This window comes from Dryocola clanedunensis (assembly GCF_038405435.1).
GTDB classification, from domain to species: Bacteria; Pseudomonadota; Gammaproteobacteria; order Enterobacterales; family Enterobacteriaceae; genus Dryocola; species Dryocola clanedunensis_A.
This window is the reverse complement of record NZ_JBBYHZ010000008.1, coordinates 1-14,545: the sequence shown is the minus strand read 5'-3', so window position 1 is coordinate 14,545 and position 14,545 is coordinate 1. Positions and strand designations below refer to the sequence as shown.

17 protein-coding genes are annotated in these 14,545 nt (G+C 54.2%); 9 read left to right on the top strand and 8 right to left on the bottom strand.

Annotation, left to right across the window (positions count from 1 at the left end):
- From accA to AAE045_RS16540, 5 genes are all read left to right on the top strand, one after another.
- Positions 1-960 (top strand): acetyl-CoA carboxylase carboxyltransferase subunit alpha, encoded by a 960-nt coding sequence (gene accA, locus AAE045_RS16560; protein ID WP_455427011.1) that lies wholly within the window; start codon positions 1-3, stop codon positions 958-960.
- 116 nt (positions 961-1,076) lie between these two features.
- Positions 1,077-3,215, top strand: a complete 2,139-nt coding sequence (locus AAE045_RS16555) for a lysine decarboxylase LdcC (protein WP_455548664.1) — start codon at positions 1,077-1,079, stop codon at positions 3,213-3,215.
- 60 nt (positions 3,216-3,275) lie between these two features.
- Positions 3,276-3,665, top strand: a complete 390-nt coding sequence (locus AAE045_RS16550) for a VOC family protein (protein WP_455548663.1) — start codon at positions 3,276-3,278, stop codon at positions 3,663-3,665.
- A 63-nt stretch (positions 3,666-3,728) separates the two neighbouring features.
- Positions 3,729-5,039 (top strand): tRNA lysidine(34) synthetase TilS, encoded by a 1,311-nt coding sequence (tilS, locus tag AAE045_RS16545; protein WP_455548780.1) that lies wholly within the window; start codon positions 3,729-3,731, stop codon positions 5,037-5,039.
- Entirely contained in the window at positions 5,036-5,347 is a 312-nt protein-coding gene (locus AAE045_RS16540) for a c-type cytochrome (protein ID WP_455548662.1), read from the top strand. The genes tilS and AAE045_RS16540 overlap by 4 nt, the downstream gene beginning before the upstream one ends.
- A 51-nt stretch (positions 5,348-5,398) precedes the next feature.
- Here the strand turns inward: AAE045_RS16540 and rof are convergent, their stop codons facing one another.
- Together rof and AAE045_RS16530 are read right to left on the bottom strand one after the other, a co-directional pair.
- Complete coding sequence (gene rof / locus AAE045_RS16535; protein ID WP_455427015.1) at positions 5,399-5,659, bottom strand: Rho-binding antiterminator; 261 nt, start codon at positions 5,657-5,659, stop codon at positions 5,399-5,401.
- Positions 5,646-5,846 carry a YaeP family protein gene (locus AAE045_RS16530; RefSeq protein WP_435955140.1) on the bottom strand — a complete coding sequence of 67 codons (201 nt, stop codon included), beginning with the start codon at positions 5,844-5,846 and terminating at the stop codon, positions 5,646-5,648. Before AAE045_RS16530 ends, rof begins: the two co-directional genes overlap by 14 nt.
- A gap of 203 nt (positions 5,847-6,049) precedes the next feature.
- Here AAE045_RS16530 and AAE045_RS16525 point away from each other — a divergent pair, with 203 nt between their 5' ends.
- Genes AAE045_RS16525 through nlpE form a run of 3 tightly spaced genes read left to right on the top strand, consistent with a single transcriptional unit; the run spans position 6,050 to position 7,743 of the window.
- Positions 6,050-6,592, top strand: coding sequence for a YaeQ family protein (locus AAE045_RS16525; protein ID WP_455548661.1), 543 nt, complete (start codon positions 6,050-6,052; stop codon positions 6,590-6,592).
- Positions 6,592-7,011, top strand: coding sequence for an alternative ribosome rescue aminoacyl-tRNA hydrolase ArfB (gene arfB / locus AAE045_RS16520; protein ID WP_455548660.1), 420 nt, complete (start codon positions 6,592-6,594; stop codon positions 7,009-7,011). The genes AAE045_RS16525 and arfB overlap by 1 nt, the downstream gene beginning before the upstream one ends.
- A gap of 36 nt (positions 7,012-7,047) precedes the next feature.
- A complete protein-coding gene (gene nlpE, locus AAE045_RS16515; RefSeq protein ID WP_455548659.1) occupies positions 7,048-7,743 on the top strand; it encodes an envelope stress response activation lipoprotein NlpE in 696 nt (231 codons plus the stop codon).
- Between the two features lie 166 nt (positions 7,744-7,909).
- Here the strand turns inward: nlpE and proS are convergent, their stop codons facing one another.
- The 6 genes from proS to metN all read right to left on the bottom strand — a co-directional run bounded on the left by proS (position 7,910) and on the right by metN (position 13,501).
- Positions 7,910-9,628, bottom strand: coding sequence for a proline--tRNA ligase (gene proS, locus AAE045_RS16510; RefSeq protein ID WP_455548658.1), 1,719 nt, complete (start codon positions 9,626-9,628; stop codon positions 7,910-7,912).
- A 113-nt stretch (positions 9,629-9,741) separates the two neighbouring features.
- A complete protein-coding gene (gene tsaA / locus AAE045_RS16505) occupies positions 9,742-10,449 on the bottom strand; it encodes a tRNA (N6-threonylcarbamoyladenosine(37)-N6)-methyltransferase TrmO (protein ID WP_455548657.1) in 708 nt (235 codons plus the stop codon).
- Positions 10,446-10,850, bottom strand: coding sequence for an Rcs stress response system protein RcsF (rcsF, locus tag AAE045_RS16500; RefSeq protein WP_455548656.1), 405 nt, complete (start codon positions 10,848-10,850; stop codon positions 10,446-10,448). The genes tsaA and rcsF overlap by 4 nt, the downstream gene beginning before the upstream one ends.
- 113 nt (positions 10,851-10,963) lie before the next feature.
- Positions 10,964-11,779, bottom strand: a complete 816-nt coding sequence (gene metQ / locus AAE045_RS16495; RefSeq protein WP_202301074.1) for a methionine ABC transporter substrate-binding lipoprotein MetQ — start codon at positions 11,777-11,779, stop codon at positions 10,964-10,966.
- Positions 11,780-11,823: 44 nt separating this feature from the next.
- Positions 11,824-12,477 (bottom strand): methionine ABC transporter permease MetI, encoded by a 654-nt coding sequence (locus AAE045_RS16490; RefSeq protein WP_202301073.1) that lies wholly within the window; start codon positions 12,475-12,477, stop codon positions 11,824-11,826.
- The gene (metN, locus tag AAE045_RS16485; protein WP_455548655.1) at positions 12,470-13,501 is read right to left on the bottom strand and encodes a methionine ABC transporter ATP-binding protein MetN; all 1,032 of its coding nucleotides are present in this window, start codon (positions 13,499-13,501) and stop codon (positions 12,470-12,472) included. The genes AAE045_RS16490 and metN overlap by 8 nt, the downstream gene beginning before the upstream one ends.
- A 189-nt stretch (positions 13,502-13,690) precedes the next feature.
- Between metN and gmhB the strand changes: the two genes are divergently transcribed.
- A complete protein-coding gene (gene gmhB, locus AAE045_RS16480; RefSeq protein ID WP_455548654.1) occupies positions 13,691-14,251 on the top strand; it encodes a D-glycero-beta-D-manno-heptose 1,7-bisphosphate 7-phosphatase in 561 nt (186 codons plus the stop codon).
- Positions 14,252-14,545 lie beyond the last annotated feature (294 nt).

Below are 14,545 nucleotides of genomic sequence, written 5' to 3'. Positions count from 1 at the left end.
ATGAGTCTGAATTTCCTTGATTTCGAACAGCCGATTGCAGAGCTGGAAGCGAAAATCGATTCCCTGACCGCCGTTAGCCGTCAGGATGAAAAATTGGATATTAATCTGGACGAAGAAGTGCAGCGTCTGCGTGAAAAAAGCGTAGAGCTCACCCGTAAGATCTTCGCCGATTTAGGAGCATGGCAGATTGCTCAGCTGGCGCGCCATCCACAGCGCCCGTACACCCTCGACTATCTTCGTCTGGCTTTTGATGAGTTTGACGAACTGGCGGGTGACCGTGCTTATGCCGACGATAAAGCTATCGTCGGCGGTATCGCGCGTCTTGATGGCCGTCCGGTGATGATCATCGGCCACCAGAAAGGGCGTGAAACCAAAGAAAAAATTCGCCGCAACTTCGGGATGCCAGCACCAGAAGGCTACCGTAAAGCGCTGCGCCTGATGGAGATGGCTGAGCGTTTTAATATGCCCATCATCACCTTCATCGACACCCCTGGGGCATACCCTGGCGTGGGCGCGGAAGAGCGCGGTCAGTCCGAAGCTATCGCACGCAACCTGCGTGAAATGTCCCGCCTTAAGGTGCCGGTCATCTGTACGGTAATCGGCGAAGGCGGTTCCGGTGGCGCGCTGGCGATTGGCGTGGGCGATAAAGTGAATATGCTGCAGTACAGCACCTATTCCGTTATCTCCCCGGAAGGCTGCGCCTCTATTCTGTGGAAAAGTGCCGATAAAGCACCGCTGGCCGCAGAAGCGATGGGCATTATTGCCCCGCGCCTGAAAGAGCTGAAGCTGGTCGATACCGTTATCCCTGAACCCCTGGGCGGCGCGCATCGTAACCCGCAGGCTATGGCCGCGTCTCTGAAAGCGCAGCTGCTGGCCGACCTTGCGGATCTCGACGTGCTGAACAAAGACGAGCTGCTTAACCGTCGTTACCAGCGCCTGATGAGCTACGGCTACGCCTGATCTCATTAGCCAGAATGACGTTAAGGGCCGGATTTTCCGGCCCTTTTTGCGTTTTAAGAAACAATGAAAAACGCATTACGCTATGCTTACCAGAGACTTTTTCCAGGAGGTAAGCTGTGAATATCATTGCCATCATGGGGCCGCAGGGCGTTTTTTATAAGGATGAGCCGATCAAAGAGCTGCACCAGGAGCTTGAAAAACAAGGCTTTCAGCCCATCTACCCCACCAACAGCACCGACCTGCTTAAGCTAATTGAACATAATCCGCGCGTCTGCGGCGTGATTTTTGACTGGGACGAATACAGTCTCGACCTGTGCAGCGACATCAACCTGCTGAACGAATACCTGCCGCTGTACGCGTTTATCAACACCCACTCGTCGCTGGACGTCAGCGTTAACGAAATGCGCATGGCGCTGTGGTTCTTCGAATATGCCCTCAGCGCGGCGGAAGATATTGCTCAGCGCATTAAGCAGTACACCAACGAGTATCTCGACAACATCACTCCGCCGCTGACCAAAGCCTTATTCACCTACGTGAAAGAGGGTAAATATACTTTCTGTACGCCCGGACACATGGCGGGGACGGCCTACCAGAAAAGCCCGGTTGGCTGCCTGTTCTATGATTTCTTCGGCGGCAATACGTTAAAGGCGGACGTGTCGATCTCTGTGACCGAACTGGGATCGCTGCTGGATCACACCGGCCCGCACCTTGAGGCCGAAGAGTACATTGCCCGCACCTTTGGCGCGGAGCAGAGCTACATGGTGACCAACGGGACTTCTACCTCGAACAAGATTGTCGGCATGTATGCCGCCCCGTCCGGCAGCACCGTATTAATCGACCGTAACTGCCATAAATCCCTCACGCATCTGCTGATGATGACGGACCTGGTGCCCATCTGGCTGAAGCCGACGCGCAACGCGCTGGGGATATTAGGCGGCATACCGAAGCGCGAATTCCTTCGTGAAAGTATTGAAGCGAAGGTGGCCGCCACGCCGGATGCCCAGTGGCCCGTTCATGCGGTAATTACTAATTCCACCTATGACGGCCTGCTCTACAACACCGAGTTTATCAAACATACGCTGGACGTTCCCTCCATCCACTTTGACTCCGCCTGGGTGCCGTACACCAACTTCCACCCGATTTATCAGGGTAAAAGCGGCATGAGCGGCGACCGCGTGCCGGGAAAAGTGATCTACGAGACGCAGTCCACCCATAAACTTCTGGCGGCGCTATCGCAGGCCTCGCTTATCCATATCAAAGGGGATTACGACGAGGATACGTTTAACGAAGCGTACATGATGCACACCACCACTTCGCCGAGCTATCCGATAGTCGCATCGATTGAAACCGCCGCCGCCATGCTGCGTGGCAACCCGGGTAAGCGTCTTATTAACCGCTCCGTAGAGCGCGCGCTGCATTTTCGTCGTGAAGTGCAGCGGCTGCGCGAGGAGTCGGAAGACTGGTTCTTTGATATCTGGCAGCCGGAACACGTGGACGAAGCGGCCTGCTGGCCCATCTCCCCGGGCGAAGAAGACTGGCATGGTTTCAAAGATGCCGATGCCGACCATATGTATCTCGATCCGATTAAAGTCACGATTCTGACGCCGGGCATGAGCGAGCTGGGTGAAATGGCTGACGAAGGGATCCCCGCCGCGCTGGTGGCGAAGTTCCTGGACGAGCGTGGCGTGGTGGTCGAGAAAACCGGGCCGTATAACCTTCTGTTTCTGTTCAGCATTGGGATCGATAAAACCAAAGCCCTCAGCCTGCTGCGTGGCCTGACGGAATTCAAACGATCCTACGATCTTAATCTGCGGGTCAAAAACATGCTGCCGGATCTTTATGCGGAGGATCCTGATTTTTATCGCAACATGCGTATTCAGGATCTGGCGCAGGGGATCCATAAGCTTATCAAACAGCATAATCTGCCAGACCTGATGCTGCGGGCGTTTGACGTTCTGCCGGAGATGAAGCTCACGCCGCACGAGGCCTACCAGCAGCAGGTCAAGGGAAACGTGGAAACCGTGGAGATCGAACAGCTGATTAACCGGGTGTCCGCCAACATGATCCTGCCGTATCCTCCGGGCGTACCGGTCGTTATGCCGGGGGAGATGATCACCAGCGAAAGCCGGGCGGTGCTCGACTTCCTGCTGATGCTTTGCTCCGTAGGCGAACATTACCCAGGCTTCGAAACCGACATTCACGGCGCGAAGCTGGGTGAGGATGGCATCTACAGGGTACGAGTCTTAAAAAACTAGTAGCCTCTTGATTTGCCGGGGCGCGCTGGTTAACGTGCCCCAAAAGACAAAGGAGCACCTATGCTGGGTTTAAAGCAGGTTCATCACATCGCTATCATCGCCTCGGATTATCAGCTCAGTAAGCATTTTTACTGCGATATCCTGGGCTTTACGCTTGAGGCTGAAGCCTACCGGGAGGCAAGAGACTCCTGGAAGGGCGACCTGGCGCTGAACGGCCAGTATGTCATCGAGCTGTTCTCTTTCCCGTTCCCCCCGGCACGGCCAAGCCGCCCGGAAGCCTGCGGCTTACGCCATCTTGCATTCAGCGTTGACGATCTGGATCGGGCCGTGGAGCATCTCGAAAAGCATGGCGTGAACTGCGAAGAGATTCGCATCGATCCGTTCACCGACAAACGTTTCACCTTCTTTGCCGACCCGGACGGCCTGCCGCTGGAACTTTACCAGCAGTAACGCTTGCCTCTCTTGCCGTTGCCCGGTAACGTGCCGGGCAAACCCTTACGTAAATTGCTGACTATGGATCTGCGTCCGTTACTTTCATCACTCTATCCGCACCGCAATCTGCTGGTGGCGTTTAGCGGTGGGCTGGACTCCACCGTTCTGCTGCATCAGTTGGTCACACTTCGCGACACCCTCGCAGCTGAACTCAATCTGCGCGCTATGCATGTCCACCATGGGCTCAGCCCGAACGCGGACGAATGGGTACAGCATTGCCGGCGGTTGTGCGCGAGCTGGAATGTCCCGCTGGAGGTGGCCCATGTGCAGCTGGCGGATGACGGACAGGGGACAGAAGCTCAGGCTCGTGCGGCACGCTATCAGGCGCTCTCGGGAGCGTTGCTGCCGGGGGAAGTTTTGCTGACAGCGCAGCACCAGGACGATCAGTGCGAAACGTTCCTGCTGGCGCTTAAGCGCGGTAGCGGCCCGGCCGGGCTGGCGGCCATGCCTGCGAAACTCGACTTTTCAGGCACCAGCTTGCTGCGGCCCCTGCTCGGCCAGAGCAGGGAGGAGCTGGAAACATGGGCGAATGCTCATCAGCTGGCGTGGATCGAAGATGAAAGCAATCAGGATGATGCCTATGACAGGAATTTCCTGCGTTTGCGCGTCCTGCCGGTACTTCAGCAGCGCTGGCCGCACTTCTCCCGCAGCGTTGTGCGCAGCGCTGAACTTTGCGGAGAGCAGGAGGCGTTGCTTGATGAACTGCTCGCGGAACAGCTCTCGTCCATGATGCTGCCCGATGGTGCTCTGCTTGTTGCGCCACTTACCGGGCTTAGCGACATTCGCCGCGCGGCGCTCATACGGCGCTGGTTTGCATTTCACCGGGCCGTAATGCCTTCCCGTGCGGCGCTACTGCGCGTCTGGGATGAAATTGCCTTAAGCCGCGAGGATGCCAATCCGCGTTTAAGACTGGGCGAGCACGAGGTGCGCCGTTTTCAAGGAGCGCTATACTGGGTGCCGCTGGTCGACGGGCAGGGGGATACGGTATTGAACTGGAAAACTCCATTTGCACCGTTAGTGCTTCCCGCAGGTCTAGGTACGCTAAATATTGGTGAGACAGGGCAGGCTGTTCGCGCGCCGCTTGCTGATGAGCCTGTTAGCGTAAGATTCAGAGCGAGCGGCAATCTGCACATCGTCGGGCGCGAGCGGGGCAGAACGCTGAAAAAAATCTGGCAGGAGCTGCAAATTCCCTCCTGGCAGCGGGACACCACGCCGCTGATCTTTTACGGCGAACGGCTCATCACCGCCCCGGGCATATTTGTCACCCGCGAGGGTCAGGCAACGAATCAATCATGCTGGCATATAGACTGGCAAAAGGAGAAGCAGCAATGAAAAAAGCAGTAATGCTGATCGGGCTGATGGCGTGCAGTTTGCCTGCGCTGGCGAACGGCGATGCCCAGGCCGGCGAGCAGAAAGCAGCAATGTGCGTCGCGTGCCATGGCGCAACCGGTAAAGTCTCTGTGCCAATGTATCCAAACCTGGCCGGGCAAAACGAAAAGTATCTCGAGCACTCGCTCCAGGCGTACAAAAAAGGCGAGCGCAGCGGCGGGCAGGCGGAAATTATGAAGGCCTACGTCAGCGGTTTATCCGATGAGGATATCAGCAACCTGGCGGCGTACTATTCTTCCATGAAACCATAAAAAAACGGGCAGCCATCAGGCCGCCCGCTTGGTATTTTAGCGATGAATATTTTACTCTTCGCTCACCACAACAGTGCCAATCTGAGGGTTACTGAAGCTGGCAATCTTATCGAGGCGAACCTCAAGCGTGCTACCCGCATCATCGATAATCAGATATTCGACGTTTTTACGAGACACCAGGTCGCTTGCTTTCGCTTTCAGTACTTCCCCGCTTTTTAACTCCAGCGTCAGTAATAAATTCTGCTGGCAGGCGAGCTCGAGATTGTCATAGTCATCACAATTGATGGGTTGATAGGCATCATTCATTGACATAATCGCTCACCAGTAAGTTCGCGGCAGCATAGGCCGCCTGTTCCCTGATTGATTCTGGCTGTGCTTCATTACAGGCCACTTCATTCAGCACCTTCAGGACGCAACCTAGCGCATCCGGAATATAACCTAAATCACCGCTCGCGATCTCCGCGTAGCGTTGTCGAACGAGTTCACAATACTTTTCCACATGCCCTCCTGTCAGAGTCTCGACTTCAGACTTACTCGTGGATGCAACTTAAGCCTACGAGGATAAACTCTGTTTAGCAAGGTGACTATACCACAGCCATGAAACCGATATCAGTTGTGCATATCTTCGGCGGGGCTAATAGATAACAGCGTTTTAGCGAGCTTTTCGTTACAATGAGCGCCAAATCAGTGTGGAGAAGTGTGATGGCGTTAAAAGCGACAATTTATAAAGCGTTGGTCAACGTGGCCGACCTCGATCGCAACAAGTTCATGGATAGCAACCTGACGCTGGCGCGCCATCCTTCTGAAACTCAGGAACGCATGATGCTGCGCCTGCTGGCGTGGATCAAATACGCCGACGAGCGGCTGGTCTTCTCCCGTGGGCTAAGTGCCGAAGAAGAGCCGGAAATCTGGCAGCGTAATGACCACATGGGTATCGATCTGTGGATTGAGCTCGGCCTGCCTGACGAACGCCGTGTAAAAAAAGCCTGTAGCCAGTCGGCTGAGGTGGCGCTTTTTACCTACAATAGTCGTGCAGCGGAGGTCTGGTGGCAGCAAAACCAGAACAAGCTGAGCCAGTTTAAAAATCTCAGCATCTGGTATCTGGACGACGAACAGCTGGCACAGCTGAGCGCATTCGGCACCCGCAGCATGAATCTGCAGGCAACGATTCAGGACGGGGCTATCTGGCTGTCGGACGCGGAGAATAACGTCGAAATTCACTTCACTCCCTGGCTTCGCCACTAATGATCGCGATTTCACGATCGGTAGAAATTCCCGATCAGGAAGTGACGATCACGGCTATTCGGGCGCAGGGAGCGGGTGGTCAGCACGTGAATAAAACCTCGACGGCGATTCACCTGCGTTTTGACATTCGCACCTCCAGCCTGCCTGAATATTATAAAGAGCGGCTGCTTGCGGCCAGCCACCATTTGATTACGCCGGACGGCGTGGTGGTCATAAAAGCACAGGAATACCGGAGTCAGGAGATGAACCGCGAGGCCGCCGTTGCCCGCCTGGTCTCTTTGATAAAAGAATTAACCGCAGAGCAGAAAAGCCGCAGGGCGACCCGGCCAACGCGGGCCTCAAAAGAGCGCAGGCTGGCCTCAAAGTCGCAGAAGTCGACGACAAAATCATTACGCGGTAAAGTCCGACGCCCAGAATGACAGGGGCTGTCAGGTCATCAGCATAAGGAACAGACGATGAAGAAATTACTCTTACCCGCAGCGGCTGCTTTTAGCCTGTTTGCGCTTTTTGGCTGTAACAACCGCGCCGAAGTCCAGACGCTGCAGCCAGCTCAGGCCGCTGAACTCAAGCCAATGCAGCAGAGCTATAAAGGCTTACTGCCCTGTGCAGACTGCGAAGGAATAGAAACGTCGTTGTTCCTCGAGAAGGACGGCACCTGGGTCATGAATCAGCGATATCAGGGCGCGGCATCTCCTTCGGTATTTGCTTCTTACGGAAGCTGGGCGCGTACGGCAGATAAACTAGTGCTGACCGAAAGTGACGGTGAAAAACGCTACTTCCGTCCGAAGGGTGACGCGCTGGAGATGCTCGACATCGAAGGTAATCCGATAGAGTCCCAGCTTAACTACACGCTGCAGCCAACGCGTGATGCGTTACCAGCTACGCCAATGGCTATGAAAGGGATGTACAAATACATGGCTGACGCCGCTATCTTCCAGGACTGCGCAACAGGCCGTACTTTTGCGGTAACCAGCAACGCTGAGCTGGAACGTGGTTATGCTGCCGCCCGTGGCAAAGATATGCAGCCGGTGCTGCTGAAAGTAGAGGCGCACTTCACGCTTGAGGCCAACCCGGACAGCGGCGAACTGCAAAAAACGCTGGTGGCCGATAAGTCCGCGAAGTTTGAAGCCGGGAAAGATTGCTCAAATTGAGGATAAAGAGTGGAAGCTCAGGTTTTGTGGGGGAAGATGACGCTACGCTTATCCGACCTACGATAAAGAGTTAGAGCCTGGGTTTTATAGGGTGGATAAGCGTAAGCGCCATCCACCGCTGAATCAGGCCCTGCATAGCAGGGCCTTTTTGTTTGTGAAGAGAGAGTTAGCGCTGGATCTGGCCCAGCAGGAAATCAATGATTTCGCCGGTCTTAATCATCTGCTTCTCGCCCTCGCGGCGATTTTTGTATTCAACTTCTTCGCTATCGAGGTTACGGTCGCCGATAACCACGGTATGCGGAATGCCAATCAGCTCCATATCCGCAAACATCACGCCCGGACGCTCTTTGCGATCGTCCATCAGCACGTCAATGCCTTTGGCGCGCAGGGTCGCGTACAGCTCTTCCGCCAGTTCTTTCACGCGGAAAGATTTGTGCATGTTCATTGGCAGAATGGCCACCTGGAACGGTGCAATGGCGTCCGGCCACAGAATGCCGCGCTCGTCGTTGTTCTGCTCAATAGCCGCAGCCACAACGCGGGTTACCCCAATACCGTAGCAGCCCATGGTCAGCGTCTGGTTACGACCGTCTTCTCCCTGTACCGAAGCTTTCATCGCTTCAGAGTACTTGGTGCCGAGCTGGAAGATGTGACCCACTTCGATACCGCGCTTAATCAGCAGCGTGCCTTTACCGTCCGGGCTTGGATCGCCTTCCACCACGTTACGGATATCCGCGACTTCTGGCAGGGCGACGTCGCGCTCCCAGTTAATGCCCACGAAGTGCTTGCCATCGATGTTTGCACCTGCGGCGAAATCGCTCATCGCAGCAACGGTGCGGTCAACCACCACAGGAATAGACAGGCCAACCGGGCCAAGAGAACCAGGGCCTGCATTGGCCACGGCACGAATTTCTGCTTCGGTAGCAAATGTCAGCGGGCTGGCAACCTGCGGCAGTTTTTCTGCTTTCACTTCGTTCAATTCGTGATCGCCACGAACCAGCAGCGCAACCAGCGGGTAGGCGCTGCCTTCGGTTGCTTTAACCATCAGCGTCTTGACGGTTTTCTCAACCGGCAGGTTGAACTGCTCGACCAGCTCAGCGATGGTTTTTGCATTAGGGGTATCGATCTGCGTCATTTCCGCAGTCGGTTCCGCGCGACCCGCTGCCGGAGCAACTGCCTCAGCAAATTCGATGTTCGCCGCGAAGTCAGATTCGGTAGAGAAGATAACGTCATCTTCGCCGCTCTGAGCCAGAACCTGGAACTCATGGGAGGCGCTGCCGCCGATAGAGCCGGTATCGGCTTCAACAGCACGGAAATCCAGACCCATGCGGGTGAAGATTTTGCTGTAGGCCTGATACATCGCGTCGTAAGTTTCCTGCAGTGATTCCTGAGTGGTATGGAAAGAGTAAGCATCTTTCATCAGGAATTCACGGGAGCGCATCACGCCAAAGCGTGGGCGAACTTCGTCGCGGAATTTGGTCTGGATCTGGAAGAAGTTCAGCGGCAGCTGTTTGTAGGAGCTCAGCTCGTTACGGATCAGGTCGGTGATCACTTCTTCGTGAGTTGGGCCGAGTACAAACGGACGATCGCCACGATCGACAAAGCGCAGCAGCTCCGGGCCGTACTGCTCCCAGCGTCCGCTCTCCTGCCATAAATCTGCGGGCTGAACAACGGGCATACATAGCTCGATGGCACCGGCGTTGTTCATCTCTTCACGCACGATGTTCTCGACTTTCTTCAGAACGCGCAAACCTGTCGGCAGCCAGGTGTATAAACCGGAGGCCAGTTTGCGGATCATCCCGGCGCGCAGCATCAACTGATGGCTGATGACTTCGGCGTCGGCTGGTGTCTCCTTTAACGTGGAGAGCAGATATTGGCTAGTACGCATGTTGTTACGGTTCCATTTGAACGACGGATAACCGGCTGCACGAGCAGCCTGCTTCAAAAAAAGTGGTTTAGTTTACCAGTGTGGCAGGGATGTCAAAAGAGAAGGGCGATAAATTAGCGTGCTTCAACGGCAAACACTTCAGAACCCTGCTCGGTGACGCGCCAGCGAACGTTGAAATCCAGCAGCGCAACGGCATAGGTTTTCCCCACGTCCTCACCTTTACGATAAGCCGGGCGTGGGTCCTGCGCCAGTACCTGGGAGATAAAACGCGCAATATTAGGGTAACGTTTGTCGTGCTTTGCCAGTAGGTGTTCGACTTCAGCCGTGAAATAAACCGGCATATCTGCTTCCGGGGCGCTTTGAGCATAGCCCGCAACGGCATCCGGTAGCGCTTCTGCGAAGGGAAGATAAGGCTTGATGTCGACAATCGGCGTGCCGTCGACTAAATCCAGGCTGCCAAGCTGCAGAATCACCTGATCTTTATGGCAGCGAACGCCCTTTAACTCGACCAGCGACATGCCGATTGGGTTTGGACGGAAGGTTGAGCGGGTAGCAAACACGCCCATACGCGCGTTGCCGCCCAGACGGGGAGGGCGCACGGTAGGACGCCAGCCGCCTTCCATCGTTTGATGGAAGACGAAGAGCAGCCACAGGTGGCTAAAACCTTCCAGACCGCGTACGGCATCAGCCTGGTTGTACGGCGGCAGGAGATGCAGCTCGCCGCCGCCATCCGCTACCAGACCGGGCTGGCGCGGAACGGCAAACTTCTCTTTATAAGGCGAGCGGATGACACCAATTTGCTCAAAGCTAAATGCTGTCATTTAGCCGAAACGTTCAGGGCAGATCCGACGCAAACGGCCTGGCGGTAACAGCCCGGCGTGCCGCTGGTGACTTCACAGCTGTGCAGCAGAACGGCGTTAGCCTTCATTTTAGAGGCGTTAATCTGCAGGCGCTTACGCGCAGTGGGCATATTCGGTGGTGAGTCCTGGTTGGTCGCCTGACAGGAGTCACCGCTTACTTCACCCAAGTCGCGGAATGGTTTGCCGACCAGGTCTTCTGCATTGGTATAGATTTTTACCGGAGCCGGGCGCGTGGCCTTAGGTTTAGCAGGTTCTGCTTTGGCTGGGGTTGCAGTGCTTTGGACGGGTTCAACGGGGGATCTGTCTAACACAGAACAGCCGCTCAGCAGGACTGCTACTAAACAGATCGGTAAAGCACGCATAATTTTTCCTCAATGAATGAAAACCGGGATTATTGAAGCAATCTCTTGCACAAATAACAAGACGGGCATGAGCCCGTCTTAGATTATTTACGCAAAAAGGGCAGAAAGGAAACTTACCAGCCTTTCACCGCGCCGCCGTTGAAGACTTTGTTTGCCGCTTCGTAAACTTCGTCAGACTGGTATGCCTGCACGAATTTCTTCACGTTTTCCGCGTCTTTGTTGTCTTCGCGAGCAACGATCAGGTTAACGTATGGAGAATCTTTATCTTCTACGAAGATGCCGTCTTTCGCAGGCGTCAGGCCAATCTGGCTTGCGTAAGTGGTGTTGATAACGGCCAGAGCAATCTGCGCGTCATCGAGTGAACGTGGCAGCTGCGGTGCTTCCAGCTCAACCAGCTTCAGGTTTTTTGGGTTCTCGGTTACGTCCAGAACGGTTGGCAGCAGACCAACACCATCTTTCAGTTTGATCAGACCCTGTTTTTGCAGCAGAAGCAGAGAACGGCCAAGGTTGGTTGGGTCGTTTGGCAGGGCAATCTGCGCGCCAGGCTGCAGCTCATCCAGAGATTTGATTTTCTTGGAATAGCCGGCGATTGGGTAAACGAAGGTGCTGCCCACGGAAACCAGCTTATAGCCACGATCTTTGATCTGCTGATCCAGGTAAGGTTTGTGCTGGAAGGCATTCGCGTCGATATCGCCTTTGCTCAGCGCTTCGTTTGGCAGCACGTAGTCGTTAAAGGTGACCAGCTCAACGTCCAGGCCATACTTCTCTTTAGCGACTTTCTGAGCAACTTCAGCAACCTGCTGTTCGGCACCCACGATAACGCCCACTTTAATGTGGTTCGGATCTTTTTCGTCCTGACCACAACCCACCAGAGCCAACGAACCAATCAAAGCACCAACAGCTGCAAAGGTTTTAAATTTAAAAGACATATCCCTTCCTTACTTGAGTAAAAAACGATGTTGTGTTGAACGTCTTATTTGTGAGTTACGACCCGGACGATACGATCGCCAGATAGCTGAATTAAATACACCAATACCACCAATAACACTAATACCGTATTCATTACGGTGGCGTTATAACCGATATAACCGTACTGATAACCAATCTGACCCAAACCGCCAGCGCCTACGGCACCGCCCATTGCGGAATAGCCAACCAGTGTGATGAGCGTAATGGTCGCGGCGTTCACCAGACCCGGCATTGCTTCAGGCAGCAGAACCTTACGGATAATCTGCATAGGTGTTGCTCCCATCGCGCGGGAGGCTTCGATAAGGCCTGAGGGGATCTCCAGCAGCGCGTTTTCCACCATACGAGCGATGAACGGTGCGGCGCCTACGGTTAACGGCACGATAGCGGCCTGTAGCCCAATGGAGGTTCCGACGATAGCGCGGGTAAACGGAATCATCCATACCAGCAAGATAATGAAAGGGATCGAACGGAAGATGTTCACCAGCGCCGACATGCTGCGATACAGCTTCGCATTCGCGCTAATCTGCCCCGGGCGGGTGATATACAGCAGTACGCCAACCGGCAGGCCAATCACAAAGCCGAAGAAACCGGATACAAACGTCATCGCCAGCGTTTCATAAACGCCCTTAAGCAGCAACCACATCATTGGCTCAGACATAGCCCAGCACCTCTACTTTTACATGTTGTTCTTTCAGCCAGGCAATAGCGGCTTCCGTGTCGTTTTGCGCACCGTGCATTTCACAAAGCATGATGCCGAACTTCACGCCACCGGCGTAATCCATCTGCGCGCTGATAATATTGCTGTTTACATTAAAAGTGCGGGCCGTCTCTGAAAGCAGAGGAGCATCTACTGACTGACCTGTAAACTCCATACGCAGTAAAGGCACAACGTCATCGCGCTTTTCTGCGCTCAGACGTCTGGCGTAGTCTTCAGGGATATCCAGATGCAACGTGGACTGGATAAACTGTTGGGCAAGCGGAGTCTTAGGATGGGAGAACACTTCGCTCACCGTATCCTGCTCAATCAGCTCGCCGTCGCTGATGACCGCAACGCAGTCACAGATGCGCTTCACGACGTCCATTTCATGGGTGATTAACAGAATCGTTAATCCAAGACGACGATTAATATCTTTCAGCAATTCAAGAATTGAACGGGTGGTTGCAGGATCCAGCGCGCTGGTGGCTTCATCACACAGCAGAACCTTAGGATTGCTCGCCAGCGCACGGGCGATTGCAACTCGCTGCTTCTGGCCGCCAGAAAGATTGGCAGGGTAGACGTCATGCTTTTCACTTAAGCCGACAAGATCCAGAAGTTCGCTAACGCGACGCTTAATCTCTTCACGCGGCATATTGTCCAGCTCCAGCGGCAAAGCCACGTTGCCGAACACGGTGCGTGATGACAGTAAATTGAAGTGCTGGAAAATCATGCCAATCTGGCGACGCGCTTTGGTCAATTGACCTTCAGACAGCGCGGTCAGCTCCTGACCATCAACAAGAACGGAACCTTCGGTTGGACGTTCAAGCAGGTTCACACAACGGATCAGGGTACTTTTACCCGCGCCGGATGCGCCAATCACGCCATAAATTTGCCCGGCAGGCACGTGCAGACTGACGTTGTTCAACGCCTGTATGCTGCGATTCCCCTGCTGGAACACTTTGGTGATGTTTGAAAGTTTAATCATTAGGTTATTTATTATCGTATATAGGTTAGCCGTGGCATTTTCTTCTGCCGATGGCGGGTGATGACCGTCATCGATATGGATGTTAAGGCATCCAGACGTCTAAATCAATCGGGGCGTGATGCTCTCTTGTTCCCGAATACCGAAATCATGCGATACTAGGCGCAATTATTCAGTTTCAGGAGTTACCCCGTGGCACAGTCCGTTCCCGCTATTTTTCTCGACCGTGATGGCACTATTAATGTCGATCATGGCTACGTGCATGAAGTTGACCAGTTTGAATTCATCGATGGCGTCATTGATGCGATGCGTGAATTAAAAGAGATGGGCTACGCGCTGGTGCTGGTTACTAACCAGTCCGGCATCGCACGCGGTATGTTCACAGAAGATGATTTCGAAAACCTGACCGAGTGGATGGACTGGTCTCTGGCCGACCGAGGTGTTGATCTCGATGGCATCTACTATTGTCCGCACCATCCGGAAGCCGTAGTAGAAGAGTTCCGTCAGAGCTGCGACTGCCGCAAGCCGCAGCCGGGCATGTTACTGACCGCAAGCGAGTACCTGAACATCGATATGGCTTCTTCTTATATGGTTGGTGACAAACTGGAAGATATGCAGGCGGCCGCGGCAGCCCAGGTTGGCACTAAAGTGCTGGTGCGTACCGGTAAACCAGTCACTGAGGAAGGTGAAGCAGCAGCGGATCTAGTCATTAATAGCCTTGCCGACCTGCCGAAAGCCATCAAATCGCGCTAAAAATCAACGTAACGATTAAAAAACACGCGGTTGAATATTATTTTGAAAATAGGGGTTGTCAGCCTCCGAAAAATCCCTATACTGCGCCTCCACTGACACGGCACAACGGCTTACAAACCGGCCCGTCAGTCAGACGAAAGCGAAAATAAACGCTTGACTCTGAAAGAGGAAAGCGTAATATACGCCACCTCGAGTTAGCAAGCGAAAGCGCGTAACTCACTGCTCTTTAACAATTTATCAGACAATCTGTGTGGGCACTCGCAGGATTGATATCTCAGCATCTCCGGATGCAAA